The sequence below is a fragment of the Methylovulum miyakonense HT12 genome (assembly GCF_000384075.1).
GTDB lineage: Bacteria > Pseudomonadota > Gammaproteobacteria > Methylococcales > Methylomonadaceae > Methylovulum > Methylovulum miyakonense.
Genome location: NZ_KB913025.1, coordinates 50,185 through 66,288 on the forward strand (window position 1 = coordinate 50,185; position 16,104 = coordinate 66,288).

General features: G+C 56.6%; 12 protein-coding genes. All 12 read right to left on the reverse strand.

Annotation, left to right across the window (positions count from 1 at the left end):
- Positions 1 to 19: 19 nt before the first annotated feature.
- A complete protein-coding gene (locus METMI_RS0100230) occupies positions 20 to 406 on the reverse strand; it encodes a response regulator transcription factor (RefSeq protein ID WP_019864138.1) in 387 nt (128 codons plus the stop codon).
- A gap of 33 nt (positions 407 to 439) precedes the next feature.
- A complete protein-coding gene (locus METMI_RS0100235; protein ID WP_019864139.1) occupies positions 440 to 1,300 on the reverse strand; it encodes an ABC transporter ATP-binding protein in 861 nt (286 codons plus the stop codon).
- Complete coding sequence (locus METMI_RS0100240) at positions 1,297 to 2,232, reverse strand: ABC transporter permease (protein ID WP_019864140.1); 936 nt, start codon at positions 2,230 to 2,232, stop codon at positions 1,297 to 1,299. The genes METMI_RS0100235 and METMI_RS0100240 overlap by 4 nt, the downstream gene beginning before the upstream one ends.
- Entirely contained in the window at positions 2,229 to 3,470 is a 1,242-nt protein-coding gene (locus METMI_RS0100245) for an STAS domain-containing protein (RefSeq protein ID WP_019864141.1), read from the reverse strand. Before METMI_RS0100245 ends, METMI_RS0100240 begins: the two co-directional genes overlap by 4 nt.
- 24 nt (positions 3,471 to 3,494) lie before the next feature.
- Positions 3,495 to 6,446 carry an ABC transporter substrate-binding protein gene (locus METMI_RS0100250; protein WP_019864143.1) on the reverse strand — a complete coding sequence of 984 codons (2,952 nt, stop codon included), beginning with the start codon at positions 6,444 to 6,446 and terminating at the stop codon, positions 3,495 to 3,497.
- Between the two features lie 167 nt (positions 6,447 to 6,613).
- Positions 6,614 to 7,087, reverse strand: a complete 474-nt coding sequence (locus METMI_RS0100255) for an ATP-binding protein (RefSeq protein WP_019864144.1) — start codon at positions 7,085 to 7,087, stop codon at positions 6,614 to 6,616.
- 111 nt (positions 7,088 to 7,198) lie between these two features.
- On the reverse strand, positions 7,199 to 8,752 hold the full coding sequence (locus METMI_RS25175; protein WP_019864145.1) for a PP2C family protein-serine/threonine phosphatase: 1,554 nt from the start codon (positions 8,750 to 8,752) through the stop codon (positions 7,199 to 7,201).
- 131 nt (positions 8,753 to 8,883) lie between these two features.
- Positions 8,884 to 11,427: an ATP-binding protein gene (locus METMI_RS25180; RefSeq protein WP_019864146.1), complete on the reverse strand. Its 2,544-nt coding sequence runs from the start codon at positions 11,425 to 11,427 to the stop codon at positions 8,884 to 8,886.
- Positions 11,428 to 12,357: an ABC transporter substrate binding protein gene (locus METMI_RS0100270; RefSeq protein ID WP_019864147.1), complete on the reverse strand. Its 930-nt coding sequence runs from the start codon at positions 12,355 to 12,357 to the stop codon at positions 11,428 to 11,430.
- A 43-nt stretch (positions 12,358 to 12,400) separates the two neighbouring features.
- The gene (locus tag METMI_RS0100275; RefSeq protein ID WP_019864148.1) at positions 12,401 to 13,246 is read right to left on the reverse strand and encodes a hypothetical protein; all 846 of its coding nucleotides are present in this window, start codon (positions 13,244 to 13,246) and stop codon (positions 12,401 to 12,403) included.
- A gap of 15 nt (positions 13,247 to 13,261) precedes the next feature.
- The gene (locus METMI_RS0100280; RefSeq protein ID WP_019864149.1) at positions 13,262 to 15,307 is read right to left on the reverse strand and encodes a TonB-dependent receptor plug domain-containing protein; all 2,046 of its coding nucleotides are present in this window, start codon (positions 15,305 to 15,307) and stop codon (positions 13,262 to 13,264) included.
- Positions 15,285 to 16,103: a hypothetical protein gene (locus METMI_RS0100285; RefSeq protein WP_019864150.1), complete on the reverse strand. Its 819-nt coding sequence runs from the start codon at positions 16,101 to 16,103 to the stop codon at positions 15,285 to 15,287. Before METMI_RS0100285 ends, METMI_RS0100280 begins: the two co-directional genes overlap by 23 nt.
- Between the last annotated feature and the right edge of the window lies 1 nt (position 16,104).

Here is a 16,104-nt window from a genome sequence, read left to right on the forward strand (position 1 = left end):
ATACGAGATATGGATCCACTCAATCCAGTTCAATGCCCAGCACCTTGACCGCATGCGCCACGATTTCATCAGGGTTGAAGGGCTTGGTGATATACATGTCGGCCCCGACTTCCTTGCCTTTCTCCTTATCGTATTCCTGGCCTTTGGCGGTCAGCATGATGATGAAGACATCGTCCATGCCCCATTCTTGCTTGACAGTCCGGCACACCTCAAAGCCGTTCATTTTCGGCATCATGACATCCAAAAGCACCAGACCGGGTTTTTCTTCCTGGATAATTTCCAGGGCTTCTTCACCGTTTTCGGCAAGGAAAAACTCGACATCATAATCTTCCAGCTCTTCCAAGGTCTGCTCCAGCAACATGCGGATATGGGGTTCGTCATCGGTAATCAGGATTTTTTTGCTCATAGTGTGTCGTGGGTATTAAGTTCGGTAAATGGGTTAAATATAACGCGAACGCAGCAATTCCGCCGCGCTTTCATCCAGCAATTCGCGGCGGCGCACGTTTTCAAAGCGTCCTAACAAATCATCGACGCGTAGCCGCCGTTTTTGCTCGGCATTGAAATCATGCAGGACATTGCCGCTGTGCATCATGACGATGCGGTCGCCGAGGTTGACGGCTTGCTGCATGGAATGCGTCACCATCAGCGTGGTCAGGCCTTCGCGGGCGATGATCCGGTCAGTCAGCGCGATCACTTGGTCGGCGCTTTTCGGGTCTAGCGCGGCGGTGTGTTCATCCAGCAGCAGCAACCTGGGCTTGAGCCAGGTCGCCATCAGCAAGGTCAAGGCCTGGCGCTGCCCGCCGGACAAAGACCCGATGGCGCTGTCCAAACGGTCTTCCAAGCCCATTTTCAATTCGCGGACGCGGTCGGACAAGTCATCCCGCAAAGCCCGCGTGTGCGCCCAGCCCAGCCCTCGGAATTTGCCGCGTTTGGCGGCCAGCGAGAAATTGTCCAGTATCGACATGTTCGGCGCAGTGCCGGAAAACGGGTTTTGGAAAACCCTGCCGATCAGCGCGGCCCGCCGGTGTTCCGGCCACGCGCTGACGTCATGCCCGTCCAATTCGATACGTCCGGCATCAATGGCAAAACTGCCGGCGATGGCGTTGAGCAAGGTGGACTTGCCGGAACCGTTGCCGCCCAGGACGATGACAAACGAGCCTTCGGCAATCTCCAAATTGACGCCGCGCATGGGCCGCACTTCGTTGACAGTCCCGGCATGGAACGTTTTGTAGACTTGGCTCAAACGGACTAAGGGACGGTCTAGTTGGGAGGCCACGGTGGTTTGGCTATGGGCGCTCATGCGGCCCCCTGCGCTTTGCGGGCGGAAAGTTTGCCCATCATATCGGGCAGGATGAGTGCGGCGAACACGAAAGCGGCGGTGACCAGCTTCAGGTCATTGGGGTTGAGGCCGAACGACAAGGCAATGCCAACCAATTGCCGGAACAATATCGAACCGATGATCGTGCCGACGATGGCGACCCCGACGCTGGACGCCCCCGTCAAGGCTTCGCCGATGATCACGCTCGCCAAGCCCCACACCACCATGCCGATGCCCATTTGCACGTCGGCGAAGTTTTGGTATTGCGCCCATAAGGCTCCGGCCAAACCGACCAGGCCATTGGACACCGCCAGGCCGAAAATACGGTAGTTTTCGACATTGCCGCCCAAGGCCCGGACTATTTGCGGGTTATCCCCGGACGCCCGCATCGCGGTGCCGATGTCGGTGCGCAGGAAAGCCCACAAGGCCACGGCGATCAGGCCCACCAGCGCCATCATCAATATCAGCATGGTCAAGTCGGCGCTGGAAACCGTCCAGCCCCATAAATCCGTCTCCGGCGCACCGAACACCTTGGCGCCCCATTGTTCGCAATACGTGGACAAAGTCACCGTGCCCAGGAACGGGATGTTGCTGCGCCCCATGACATGCAAGTTGACCGAATATAAAGCGGTCATCACCAAAATCCCCGCCAGCAAGGGGTTGATGCGGAAACGGGTCTGCAAAATGCCGCTGACCGAACCCGCCACCGCGCCCGCCGCAAATCCGGCGCCGGATGCCCACAGCGGGTGGACGCCGTGTTTGACCAGCAAGACGCTGGCGACCGCCGCGCCAAAGGTCAGCGAACCGTCGACGGTGATGTCGGCAATGTCGAAGATCCGGTAGGAAATATACACCCCTAACGCCAGCAGCGCGAGGATAATGCCCAGAGTTAATGCACCTATCAATAATGTCATACGGAGCCCTCAGCGTTGAAGTTGACCGGGGCGCACCATAACGCTCCCCGCCACAAATAACTTTCACCCGCGCCCACGCCTTCGCGGTCATCATTCAGCAGATGCAACACGCCGCGCAAGGTCTGCGTTTCCAATAAGCGTCCTAAGGTTTCCGGCAAACCGATAAAACCCTTGCGCACCGGACTAAAAGGGACGACACAGGCATGGGCGTGCAGGGACAATTCGCTGCCCGCCGCGTTGGGGCGTGTTTGCGTCGCCAGCCTGGGCGGCGGGTTACGGGCGGCCACCCCAACGATCAAACACGTCTCCCCGGTATAGGCGGGTTCGGCAGTAAACAACAAACGGTCACGGATGGACGGGAAAGCGAAAAAATCGTCGCCGTCCGGGTCGGGCGGGACTTGCAATGCGGCGCCGATCAGATGCGCCGCTTCGGCAACCAGCACGAATGACACGGTGTCGCTGGCGCACGCTTCCAACGCGGCCTGCGCCAATTCCCCCAAGCGTAGCGGCGGCGTTCCGGGCGTTTCGCCAAAGCGTAGCAGGTAGCGGAAACCGCCCGCCGCTTTCAGCCCGTGCAACAGGCTGACTTCAGGGATAAGCCCGCCTTCTTGCTGCATCCAGTCGGGATGTTCGGGGTCATCGCCCGGCAGGCTGATTGCCAAACCGGACACGGCGAGCAATTCCCCCGCCCGTCCGGCATTATCGGTACCACCCAAGGCCCCATGGCCGATCACCCAGGCGCCTTCGGGCACTGTGATGGCCTGCGGATGCACTGTGGCGTTTTTTTCCATCACCACGCCTTGTTGGCTAGCGCCCGCATCCAAGGTGTAGGCGACAAAATCCTGGCCTGCCAGTTTGACGGGGCGGGGTTCAGGTTGGGCGTCGGCTTTAGCGGGGGATGGGCCGGCCGGTTTTAAGCTAGGGCTTGCTGGCGTAGGCGCCGTGTCCAGCAGTTGGCTAAACCCGACCAGTTTCAACACTTCGCTGACCGCCGGGGACGGGTCGATCAGCCTTAATGTGCCGCCTATGCCCTTGAGGCTTTTGACCAACAACACCAGCACGCGGATGCCGGCGGAGCTCAGATAACTGACTTGCGACAAATCCAGCGCGATCCGGTGGGAACCGCCACGGATGGCGTCTTGCAAGGTCTTGTTGACGGCATTGCTCCAGGCGGCATCAAGCCTCCCGTTCAAAGCGATGCGCATTTCATCGCCGTCAAGTTGGGTGGTAATGTCCATTTGCGTCCTCTTGTGGATGTATGGCTAATGGCCTAAACGCTTGTCAGCTTTACTGACAAGTTCGGCGGGCAAGGGCAATTGCAAGGCCTTGGCATGGGCCTCGCTGATGATCAGGCTGATTTTGCCGGGCTTGGAAAACGGGATGTCGCCGGGCGCTTTGCCGCGCATGACTTCGGCGGCTTTCAGTGCGGCATCAAAACCCGCTTGGTAATAGTCCATGGTATAAGCCACGGCGGCCCCTTGTTCCACCCCCGATTCGGTAAACGTGAACAAGGGTTTTTTGGCGCGTAATGCCGCTTGGGCGATGGCGGTGAAACCCGCGACCATTTGGTTGTCCAGCGTTTGCACCCAGGCATCAATCGGCTGGCTGGCCATCGCCAAAGCGGCGTTGGGCAGTTCGCTAGCGGAATTGACCGGCAGCTTGCTCACCGTAAGCCCATGACGGGTGGCGGCTTGTTCAAAGACCTCCATGTTGTGGACCGAATTGTCCTCGCCAGGGGTGAACAAGCTGCCGACGCTATGTATCGCCGGAAAATACTGTTTTAACAATTGCACCATTTCTTCAAAAGGCGCCAACGTATAAACGCCCGTGACATTGGGCAGATGATGGGTGTCGTCTTTGCCCGCCCCGGCGACCACCGGATCGGCGACGAAGGTGAACACGATGGGGATTTTTTTGACCTTGTGCAACACGGTTTGCAAGGTCGGTGTGGACAGGGTCATCAACAGTTCAGTGCCGTCACTGCCCACGGCGTCCGCAAGCCCGGACAGGATGCTCATATCGCCTTGCGCCGATGCGTCACTCATCACAAAATCACGCCCCGCCTGCAAGCCAGCGGCTTTGAAACCGTCGTCAATGCCCCGTACGGCATCTTCTGCGGGCGGCGATTCCACATAGAGCATACGCTTGATCTTCCAGGTATGGCTTAAGGGTTGGTTGGGCGGTGTCGCCTTGGCTGCTGTGGCGGCGGGTGCCGCCAGGGCGCGTAACTCATCGGGGAAGGTAATATGTAGCTGTTTTGCCATGCCTTCATTCAGCAAAATCGACTTTTTACTGACATTGCGGAACGGGATAGCCGCAGGTTTGGCCCCGTTCAGTATTTGCGCCAAGGGTTCGGCGGCGGCGCGCCCGCTTTCCTTATAATCGACACCGACCACCATCAGGGCGTCATGGCCGATAAATTCCGGCTGGTCCAAGATCAACGGGATATTTGCATCCTTGGCAACCTTGGCGATGGCATCCACGGCCTGGTACATCGTGTTGTCGCCCACCGACACTATCGCCCCGACCTTACGCGCCACCATCGCCTGCGCCCCTTGGATGACTTCCGCCGTGGTGTTGATCGGCACTTCCTCTAAGGTGATGCCGGCCTTACGGCATAGCTCACGCAACACGTCCGCAACTTTGACCGAATTGGCTTCACTGGGATTGTATAGTGTGCCTAGGGAACGCACCTTGGGCAAGACTTTGCGGGTCAGGTTTAGCATGTCCTCAACAGGCGGGAAAGAGCCGATGCCGGTCAGGTTGGGCAAATGTTTGTTAAAATCCTTCCCGGCCCCTGCCGCCAGCGGGTCGGTGACATAAGTGAACACCACGGGCTTATGTTTGACCATCATGCCCACGCCTTGCAACACGGGCGTGGTCAAGGTCAGTATGGCATCCACATCGCTGCTGTCCAGCACTTGCCCCATGGTCGGGATCTGGGCGATTTCCGCTTGGGCGTGCATGGCCCGGAAGGATAGGTTGCGGCCTTCTTCCAAACCCAACACTTCCAGGCCTTCCCGCAATCCCGCCAGCACCGAATCTATCCCGGGTTCCGGTGCGAAATAGGCCAAGCCGACTTTATATGTCCGCCCGGCTTGTAAGGCAATCGGGGCGGCTGCCAAAGGCACGGTGGCATTGGTTTTATTCGGCCTTGTTTCCACCCCGTTTTTGTCAATGACCGTGTCGGCTTGGGCGTACAAATCCTGGGTGAATTGCCAAGGGTCACGCAAGCCGCCACGCGTTTGTTCGTTCAGCATAATGCGCTTGGGCACATAATCCTTGACCGGCAAGGTGGCGGGATTGGCTCCACCCAAGACCTCTGCGGCGATGCGCCCGATTTCCTCCCCGACTTCGTGGTAATCCGCGCCCAAATCGAACAAAGTGCCATGTTTGGCATGGCCGGAAATATTGGAGAACACGGGTATCCGCGCATTGCGGGCCACTTCCGTCAAACTGTCCACGGTCGCATTGACGGTGGCGTCACCGCCTGTCCAGAACGCTTCCACACCCCGCGCCACCAACGATTCCGCCGCTTCGCGCACGTCTTTGGCCTGTTCCACCGGGGCTTCCAACAAGGTCAGACCCAATTCCGCCGAGACTTCCCGCGCCAATTGGGTACAGAACTCGGAGTTCACTTCGGCGGGGTTCCAAACCACACCGACGGTTTTTAAGGCCGGATTGAGCTGTTTCGCCACCCGGAAAATGTCCTTGACGGGCTGCGGCGTGCCTATGCCCGTCAGGTACGGCGGTTTGTCGAGGCTATCCAAGGACTTGATGCCAACTCCTGCCGCCACAGGCGAAGTGACCGCGCCAAACACATGCGCCACACGCCCGTTACGGTTGGCATTGGCCAAGGCCTGCAACATCACCGTGGAAATGGACACCGCCAGCTTATAATCGCCGCCCGTGATTTTTTGCGCCATCAGGTTGCCGGTGGGCAAGTCGCCTTCGGCATTGTAGGTGGTGATGGCCAAGTTCTGCCCGTCGGTGTAGCCCTGGTTATGCAGCCCATCCAAAACCCCTTGACGGATTGCGTCCATCATCGGGTTGGAACTGTGCTGCAATATCGCGATAGGGATAGCCGTAGTGGCGATGGTTTGCGCCACGGACGGGCCGGCATGGCGGTTATGCCGGTCAGACCAAAGCTGGATGGCGGCGGCGATAAAAACCAGGAACAGGGAGAAGGCAATGCGCTTATTGGATTCGCTCATAATCAATAGGTCTTTCAAAATGCCATGTTACGGGGGGAAAAGCCAAATTCGAGGGCGGATATGGCTGACGGGATAGTATCGCATATCATCAGAAAATGGCCGCAATACGAATGTAATTTGTCATGGGAATTAGGGTGTTAGCAGACGCACAACTGATGGCCCGGCATTTATACCGATAAGGGCAGGCGTTTGGTCAGGCTCACTTGATTGCGTTGCTGGACATACTGGTAACCGCAATAGTCCATATAGCTGCGCACCAAATAGATGCCCAGACCGCCGATAGGCCTATCCTCGACCGCCAATGACAAATCCGGTGCCGCCACCGTAAACGGGTCGAAGGCATTGCCGTCATCGGTGATACGGATATGGACCGCTTCCGCCGTGGTTTTGATCCGGACATCTATGTGGCCTTCCCTGCCATCGGGGTAACCATTGGTGATGGCATTGACAACCAATTCTTCCAGCACCAGATTGACTTGCATGACGATGGCGTCCGTCCAACCCGATTGCTGGCCAAACATTTCCACGGCCTCCGCCAGTTCCGGCAACGCCTCGACCACATTGGGCAACAGCATTGAAAAATCCCACCCATCATCGGAGGGGATGCCCATGCTCCCGGCGTTGTTGTCGTGTCTGTTCATACATGGCCCATTCGGAATCGGATCAGGTGGGATATTCGTTTTGTGTTTTCGGGCTTTCCACTTCGTGCCCAACCAGCCGTGCCCTTCGCAGACGGCCCTTTGGGTGCCCCGTTAGGGAACCCTCTGGCCTTGGCTAATTTGCAAAGCCATCAAAGTGATGTCATCGGATTGCTCGGCCTCGCCAGTAAAGGTGTTGACATCGGTGATGATGCCCTCCACCAGTTGTTGGGCGTTGTTGTGGGCGGAGCCGGTCAGCAAATCGCATAAGCGCGGCTCACCGTAAGCCTCGTAATTTTCGTTCATGGCTTCGCTGATGCCGTCGGTATAGAGCAATAGGCTGTCGCCAGGGTTAAGTTGTATCGACTGGCTGCTGAACGTGACCCCGTCAATGATGCCTAAGGCCGTGCCGGAATCCCCGGGCAACATGGAGACGATACCATAGCGGGACACATACAGCGGCGGGTTATGGCCGCCAAAGCTATAAGTCACGATATGAGTGTCCAAGTCCAATGTCGCCAGGAACAACGTGACAAACATCGACGCCTCGTTGTCGCGGCATAATTCGGGGTTGAGCGCCGCCAAAACTTGGTGCGGCAGCGCGTGTTGTTTGGCGATAGCGCGAACCAGGGTTTTCACCATGACCATAAACAGCGCGGCGGGCACGCCTTTGTCGGACACGTCGCCGATCACCAGCAGCAGGGTTTTGCTGTCCAAATGGAAAAAATCATAAAAATCGCCGCTGACTTCACGGGCGGGTTCCATGAACGCAAACAAATCAATCGGATGGCCTTCGTGAAAGCGCGGGAAAGCGGTGGACAACATGCCCATCTGGATGCTGTGGGAGAGTTTCAGCGACTCTTGCAAACGTTCTTGGGCGACACGTTCATGGATCAGATGCACCCGCCCTATCGCCACGGCGACCTGCGAAGCCAGCAGGTTCAGTACCTTGGCTTCGGCGGCACTGAAATCAATCTTTGTACGGCTGACCACGCTCAGCACGCCAAAGGTCTTGTCGCGGGTTTTCAGCGGTGCGCACAACATGGCCTGGATGTCTTTTAACACGCCGGCGGCAGTTTGGTAACGCGGGTCTAGGCTGACGTTATTGACGATTTCGGCATTGCCTGAAGCCAACACTTGTTGGGTGATGCCGTCTATCGCCAATAATTTTTCCCCGGCCAGAAACACGTCGCCATGTCCGGCACACACGGTCAATTGCCCTGCTTCTTGCCCGTCCAACAATATGCCCAGATGGATGTCCTGGTCGGATGGCAACAAGCGTGCCGCTTCGTCCAAAGCCAATCGGGCGAGTTCGTCTATGTCCATGCAGGCGGCGATTTTCTCGCCCAACTCGTACAACAGCGTCAGCTCTTTGTATTTGCTGAGGGTTTCTTGCGCGAGCAGTTTCCCTTCCAACTCCTTTTGCGCCATATAACCGATAAACGCCGCCAACAACACCGCGTCATCCGCTTCGCCACTTACCCAACCCAGGGTGTGCCCCTCCAAGGTAATTGGCTGGCGGGCGCTGTCGTTGGCGTCGCCCAACAGCAGTTCGCCATTGGCATCCAACACGCCGACCGGGCGTGCCCGGTCGGCGATGAATTGCTTGATGAGTTTGGCGGCGTTGCCCCTTTGGCACAGGCGTTTGAGTTTAATTTCTGGGTTCATGCTTGGGATGTCCGGATTAGCAGTTCTGTGGTCGATAGCTTGTCGGGTTACGCTATCGGTAACCCGACCTACGATTGATACTGAATTCAAACAAGCGCAATTATCTCCCTTTTGAAGTATAGAAACTAAATTTAGGATGTTGGCGTATTATCCAACAACGTGAAAAAAGTCCGATCCAGCCCCAAATCAACGCGCAAACGGTGCAGCAGATGGTTGTCGGCGGCGAACGTGGCTTGGGCGATGACCAGATGCGGGGCAAACGTTGCCGCCCAGCCTATGCCTTGTCCGGCATCCTCGGCAAGCTTGGTTTCATAACCGTAACTGTCCAGCAACTCGGCCCAATGGCGGCTGCCAGGTCCGCCCAAAAACACCAGTATCCTTTTCGGGGCTTGGGTTTTCAGCAGGCGATGCACCGCTTCCAGCAATTCCGAATCCTTTGCGGGTTTGGTCAGGTAACAGTCTATGCCCAATTGTTCGGCCAATAGCTTGTCTTCGGCGACGGTATGCAAAATGATCGGGATATGTAAAGTGGCGGGGTTGGTGTGCAACCGGGCGGCGACTTCAAAACCGTTCAAATGCGGCATTTTGACATCCAACAGGATGAGGCCAGGTTGCTGCGCGGCGACCATCGCCAGACCTTCGGTGCCGCTGCTGGCTTCACGCACGTCGTAATTTTCGGCGCTGAGCTCTTGGCGCAGGAATTGGCGGATGTTCATGTCATCGTCAATGATCAGGACGCTCTGTGCGGTTTGCTTCCCCATGTCCGCCATTTGTGCCAGCCCGGCTTGCAACGCGTTTGCCAACGCTTCCTGGCTGGTGTGCCAGACCAGGTTGATGGCTTCCCCGTCTTGGGTCATGACCGTGGTGTCGCCAGCATGTGCTTGCCGTAGCGGTAGCGAAAACAAAAAGGTGCTGCCCACGTTGAGTTCGCTTTCCAACCATAGACGCCCGCCATGGTGCTCGATGATTTCTTTGCAGATCGGCAAGCCCAGGCCAGTACCTTTAGGCTTGTCGGTCAAGGTGTCTCCCACTTGTTTGAATTTTTCAAAGACCAAGGGCTGGTCTTCGGGTTTGATGCCGCAGCCGCTGTCGGTGACGCTGACCACCAATTCGTTCCCGTTGGCCATCGCCCTGCAAGTCACGTCGCCCTGGTCGGTGAATTTGACGGCGTTGGAAATCAGGTTGATGACCACCTGGATCAGACGGTCACGGTCACCTTCAAACGGCGGCAAATCAGCGGCGAAATCTTTGCGCAGCTGCACGGGTTTGTGGGCGACCAGTGCGGAGGTTGCCGCAATCGCGCGGTCGATGATGTCTTCGATATGCAGTTCGCGCATATTCCAATCGACCCGCCCCGCTTCCATTTTTGCCAAGTCCAGGACATCGTTGATAAGCGTGGTCAGGCGTTCGCCTTCATCAACGATGATTTGCGCATTTTCCATGACTTGGCGCATGGCTTTCTGGACTTTTTTGTCTTCGTTTTGCGATAGCGGCGGGAACAGCGTGCTTTCAAACTTTTTCTGGAGGATACGCGCAAAGCCCATGACCGAGGTCAACGGGGTGCGCAGTTCATGGGAGACGGTGGACAGGAAGTTGGTCTTCATTTGGTCCAATTCTTTCAGTTTCTCGTTCGCCAGTTCCAGTTCTTGGGTGCGTTCTTTGACTTTTTCTTCGAGGTTACGGTTGTATTCGGCCAGTTTGTAGTGGGATTGGCGGATTTCGTTGGCCATTTCCATGAAGGAGTGGGCCAATTCGCCAATTTCGCCGTCGGCTTTGAAGCGCGCTTGTTTGTTGACGGCATTTTCGTCCAGCAATTGCATCGCCAAGTCAAAATTGCCCCGCGCCAATTCTTTGACCGACCCGGTCAGGCGCACCAGCGGACGCGATAAGGCGGTGGAGATCACCAACACGATGCCGGAACCGATCAACACAAAAACCAAGGCGATGGTGGCGGTGGACGCAATCATATTGCTGGTCGTGGCGGCAATATCGGCTTGTGAACGGGCAATTTCCTTTTGCAATTCCTCCATGGTGAAGCCTAAACGCAACACCCCCCATTGCTTGCTGCCAAAGTGTATCGGCAGGATGAATTCGGTGACATTGAGCGCGGGGTATTCGCGGTGGGTCAACACCTGTTGCGCCAGGGCATAACGGCTGGAGGCATCTTGCAAGGTTTCCTGTTGCAATTCGGGATGGCTGGTATGGACAAACGCCACGCCCTCGCTGTTCATCAGGATCCCGTAAGCCAGCAACGGCGATTCCTTGATGGTGTTGTGCAGGTTTTCGGTGATATGGGAAAAATTGAAGGCGGCGACATCATTTTCCACCTGCGTCAGCATCAGGTTGGACATCGCCGTGCCACGTTCCACCAAGTTGGCTTTCATCAGGTCAATGCGCTTGGACAACTCGGTTTCCAAAGACTGTTGTTGCAGCATCAATTCAATGGCGGTGAGCGTGACCACCAGGCCGACCGTCAGGCCGACCATCGTGGACAGCAATTGCCTGCGGATGCTGTTCCTATGGCGGGGCTTGGCGGGTTTGCCGTTTGCCCACCGCTGGCGCGGCGGCGCCAAGGGCGTGTCCAATCCTGGTTGCGGAGGGAGGGGGGACAGTGCCGACGCAGGCGGCTTGCCTTTAGCTTCTTGCTTGTGCCTGCCGCGCCAGAACATCAACATTCAATGGCATTCGAGCAATTGGTTGACGGCATCCAAGGCATCCGCGTTGTAATCCTTTTTGAGTTTGCCCAACTGGCAAGCGTTCAGGGTGATATGTGATCCGGCCGGAGTTTGTACCGTTTCTTTGATGGGTTCGCGCTGCAAAATGGCCAACGCCATATTCGCCGCCTGCCGCCCCATCGTCGGGGTGTCCGCCGCCACGACCAGGCTGGCGCCATAATTCATGAACGCGTCGCTGTAGGTGTAGACAGGTTTTTTATGCTCGCTGCTGCCCGTGAAAATTTTCTCGACGGTGGCGCGGTCCGCCAACACACCCGGGTCGGCGATCAGCCACAGCACATCAATTTTGTCCAACAGGCCATCCAAATGCTGTTCCAGCGGATGGTCTTCATCAATGGTCTGTTCGACCAAGGTCAGGCCCAATTCGCGGCATTGGTTGCGGGCGTCGGCGATCCGTTCGGCGCTGAAATGCGGGTCGTAAATCACGCCGATGCGTTGTAGGTTCGGCAAGACATAGCGCAACAAAGACAACTCTTGGGACAAGGACAATTCATTGGCGACACCATAACTGTTGCCGCCCCGCTGGAAACGTTGCCAATTGATGACCGAGGAAAACAGCACGGGCTTGCTGCCGCCAAACTGCGTGGCGAGCTGGTAAGCTTGCGAGCCTATGCTGTAAATCAGGTCGGGGCTTTCGTCCTTGATCAATTTTTCCAGCAACTCAGGCTGACCGGCCTGTTGCACGTCAAAATCAATGATACGCCCGGCATGGGGTGTCATCTGCACTTTGAAGGCATCCTTCACTTGCTGGTATTTCTGGACGGTGTTGTCGGAATTGACGATCAGGATCTTGGCTTGCGCCTGCGCCGTACTGGCGATAGGGCAGCAAAAAACCGCCAAAAATGGCAATAAGGCCAAAAGCTTGGTCATAACGTTAAGCAGGGGTCGGCAAAGGGTAGGATATGACATGGCGTTAAGGCAAGCGCAATTGTTTGGTGAGGGAGGCGTCCAGCGTGTCTATCCGTTTCCAGCCATCCAAGCCCAGCATTTTTAGGTTTTTCCCCCCGGCCGGTTGCTGTTGCATGGTCTCGATAACCTTGAGCAGCGGCATTTCCGCACCTTGCTGGGGTTTGGCGACGGCGGCGATCAGAAAAAAGCTTTTTTCGCCACTGGCCAGGGTTTTTAATTGGGCATGCTGCTTGGGGTTGATGACCGCCAGTTTGGCAAGACTGCTTTCGGAAGAAATGGCCGCGGTCGCCACGCCAAAGCCGACCGCCATCAGCGCGTCCAGGTCTTTGGGGACGCTCAACAGTTTGATTTTCGGTAGCAGCGCCGCATATTCGGCACCCAACATTTGCTGCAATTGGCTACGCAAGTAATCTTCGCTGCCTGCCCCAGCGATGGTCGCACCTGGCAATGCCGACACGCTGCCAAGGTCTTTTGAACTCAAAATTTTGCGTTGTTGGAGCTCGCCTTTGGCTACCCCGACCAACCGCGCTTCCAACGGTGTTTTGGCATTGAGTTGCGTGTAATGCCAGCTGGACAGCAGATAAACCCCTTGGGCTTTGTCCGCCAACATGGTTTCAAATGCGCCGCGCTCACTAAAAGGTTGGAAACTGTACGCGCCTTGGGCTGACAGATAGTCGTCAAACTCGGCTTTTAACGCGGCAAAGTTGTCGACACTGCTTTCAGGGTTATAAAAAAACACCGTTTCGGTGGTGGCCGCCGTGACGATGGACGTGATCAGGGCCAGCACGGACAAAACCGCCGCCACCCTGGGACGCCAACGCCGCAAAATGCCTGGATACTTGCTGGTCATGGTTGTAGTTTGTGGTTAGTAACGCACATTGATGTGTCCAAAATACGCCCTTCCTGCTTGTTGGTAATCCCCTGGGATGCTGGCCGGGGCGGGGTCGAAATAGGTTTTATCAAATAAATTGTAGATGGTAAAGCTAATATCGACCCGCTTGGAGAAAAAATGCTGCCCCAACAGGCTCATGTCGACCAAGGCATAACCAGGGACCGCGGCACGGCTGTCCCCCATGCCGCGGTGCGTGGAATCTTTGATCAGGACATGCCCGAACGCGCTCCAATGGCTGTCAAAGGCCCAGTTCAGCAACAGGTTGGCACGGGCTTGCGGCACATCGGGGACTTGCGAGCTATTTTGCAGGGTATGCTGGTAAACCACATTGGCGGCGACGTAAGAACCTTGGAAGCTCCCGTCAAATTCGTAACGGCTTTCCAGCTCCACCCCTTCCGATAACATGCTGCCGCTGTTGGTGTATTGCAGCAAGGCGTTTTGGCCAGGAACCGGGCCAATGATGTCGCTGATGTCCGTATGGTAGTAAATGGCTTGCGTGGTGAGGCCCGCCAGAGGACGGGCGACCACCCCCGTTTCAAAAGTTTCCGCCTGTTCCGGGCGCAGGTTGGGGTTGCCCGACAGCAAGGGGTTGTTGATCAAGTCCAATTCACCAAACGCCGGGGCGCGGTAAGCGGTGCCATAAGAAAACTTCAGCGAATAATCCTTGATGAATTCCCAATTGAAACCCAGGCGCGGGTTGAACGTGCCGCCGAAGTCATTGTATTCGTCGTACCGGGCACCCAAGGTCACCCGCAAATTAGGGACAATATCCCAGACATCTTGGGCGTAAAGCCCCCAGCGGTCACGGTTGCGGCTTTTGCCAAACGGCGGTATGGCCTGCAATTGCCCCGCCGTGTTGCCCGCCTCGTCCACAATGCCGGATTGCGCGTCTTCTGCGTAGGAAAATCCGGCTATCAACGTCTGTGCGTCACTAAGCCGGTAATTGCCCTGCACCTCCCCGCCGTTACGTTGGTTGTCCAAGGCCACATGTTCGAAAAAATCGGGCTTTAATTGCAGCAAGTTATCGAAGTTAAAGCTGTCGTGGAAGACACGGGTGTCAATGCTGAAACGCTCGGCAATCTGCCAAGTGCGGCTCAGTTGCAGGAAATAGTTGTCATAGTTTTGGACAGTCTGGTCACTGAGCGCGAAGGCCGCGCCCACAAACGCCCCGGTGCGCTTGCTGATATAACGCCCGTCCAGCTTAAAGCCCTGGTAACCGGTATGCCATTCCAGATCATAGCGGCCTTCATGCAATTGGCTGTTGCCGGGGGCGAGGGAATTTTGCCCTTGCTGGCTTAAAATGTCCTGGGGAACCGGCGTGCCGATACCGGCGGTGCTGGTGTAGTTGAAATGCAAGGCGGCTTCGGCCGTGTTATCGTACTGCTTACCCCACGAAGCCCGGTATTGTTGGGCGCCAAAACTGCCCCAACCCGTTGAGGCCTGCACGCCATTTAAATCTTTCGCCGTTTGGGTGATGATGTTGATGACCGCCAAAAAAGCGTTGGCGCCATATAGCGCCGACCCCGGCCCGCGCACCACTTCCACGCGCTTGATGGTGTCTACGGGCAGGTCGTCATAAACCCACGTGCTGCCCGCGTTTTGCAGGTTATGGTCCAGCGGGTGGCCATTGAGCATGATCAGGACTTTTTCCGAAAACAGGGTTTTTACGCCCCGCACTTCAATTTCCCTAACCCCCAACATGGACTGGGTGATGCCCAATCCCGGCACCACGCGCAAGATGTCAAGCAAATTACGCGCACCGATATGGCGGATGTCATCCTGGGTGATGACGGCGGTGGTCGCCACGGTCTTTTCGACGCGTTCCTGCAATTTCGAAGCGGTGACGACAGTTTGCCGTTCGGCAGCCAGAAATTTCAGCTCATCCTCAAGGTCGGCGTCGCTGTTAGCCGTAGCCGCGCTGGCGGCATTTTCCAGTGTGGCAGCCAACACTATGGCCACTGCCGCCGCCAAAGGCCGTTGTGGGTTGCGGCCAAGCTTATGAAATGGCCAGTCGTTCATGGTTTTCCTGCTGGTCTTGGGCGGATGACGGTTGCGGGGCGGGCGGCGGGGCGTAGCGCTGGCCCGACAGGATAAACTGGATGATTTTGCTATTTTCCAACGGCTTGCCGTCTTCGGGGACATAGCTATTTTGCAAGGCGGAGCGCAAACCTGCAAAACCCGCTTGCCTGCGTATCGCCAACACCAGGCCTTGCATATCGCTGGCATAGCGGGTCGGGTAAATGAGCGTTTGGTAGCGGATACCGGCAACTTCAATGCCAAACAATAACGACGGCAATTCTTGGATGATGTATTCAGCCAAATCGAAACAACGTTGGCTAGTGACGGTTTTGCCGGTGGAACGGATGTAGTTCTCCACCAACGTAAAAATGGTTTGTTGCAGCAACCCGCCTTGGGCGAACTCCGCCCGCACCACTTCAATTTGCTGCCGATACGTGGGGGTGAGGATTTCCGGCCAGCGCACAAAACGAACCCTTTCGCCTTGCCCTGCCGGCAATTGTGACGCCGCTTCTTGCCATTGGCCGATGTGCAATTGCGCATCCCGTTGCACTTTCTGGGCGTAACCGCCACCGCCGTGACGTTTAAAAGCCCTGTAATTGATGACGGCAATTTCGTCGGCAATCAGGATAGGCAAAATTGGCGATGGGGTGCGTAAGGCCCACTTCAAAATCGTCAGGCTATCCGCCAGTGGCAGGGCACGGTTGCTGATGCTGATACCCATAAAAGGACGGTAACGGGATGTCGCCAACAGGCTGTCGCCACAATCCCCGCGTTGTTCGGCAAGGTAAACTTTCATC

Bases quoted from the DNA above. Each gene is read 5' to 3' on its own strand.
- METMI_RS0100230 (WP_019864138.1), bottom strand. From the start codon at position 406: ATGAGCAAAAAAATCCTGATTACCGATGACGAACCCCATATCCGCATG.
- METMI_RS0100235 (WP_019864139.1), bottom strand. From the start codon at position 1,300: ATGAGCGCCCATAGCCAAACCACCGTGGCCTCCCAACTAGACCGTCCC.
- METMI_RS0100240 (WP_019864140.1), bottom strand. From the start codon at position 2,232: ATGACATTATTGATAGGTGCATTAACTCTGGGCATTATCCTCGCGCTG.
- METMI_RS0100245 (WP_019864141.1), bottom strand. From the start codon at position 3,470: ATGGACATTACCACCCAACTTGACGGCGATGAAATGCGCATCGCTTTG.
- METMI_RS0100250 (WP_019864143.1), bottom strand. From the start codon at position 6,446: ATGAGCGAATCCAATAAGCGCATTGCCTTCTCCCTGTTCCTGGTTTTT.
- METMI_RS0100255 (WP_019864144.1), bottom strand. From the start codon at position 7,087: ATGAACAGACACGACAACAACGCCGGGAGCATGGGCATCCCCTCCGAT.
- METMI_RS25175 (WP_019864145.1), bottom strand. From the start codon at position 8,752: ATGAACCCAGAAATTAAACTCAAACGCCTGTGCCAAAGGGGCAACGCC.
- METMI_RS25180 (WP_019864146.1), bottom strand. From the start codon at position 11,427: ATGTTGATGTTCTGGCGCGGCAGGCACAAGCAAGAAGCTAAAGGCAAG.
- METMI_RS0100270 (WP_019864147.1), bottom strand. From the start codon at position 12,357: ATGACCAAGCTTTTGGCCTTATTGCCATTTTTGGCGGTTTTTTGCTGC.
- METMI_RS0100275 (WP_019864148.1), bottom strand. From the start codon at position 13,246: ATGACCAGCAAGTATCCAGGCATTTTGCGGCGTTGGCGTCCCAGGGTG.
- METMI_RS0100280 (WP_019864149.1), bottom strand. From the start codon at position 15,307: ATGAACGACTGGCCATTTCATAAGCTTGGCCGCAACCCACAACGGCCT.
- METMI_RS0100285 (WP_019864150.1), bottom strand. From the start codon at position 16,103: ATGAAAGTTTACCTTGCCGAACAACGCGGGGATTGTGGCGACAGCCTG.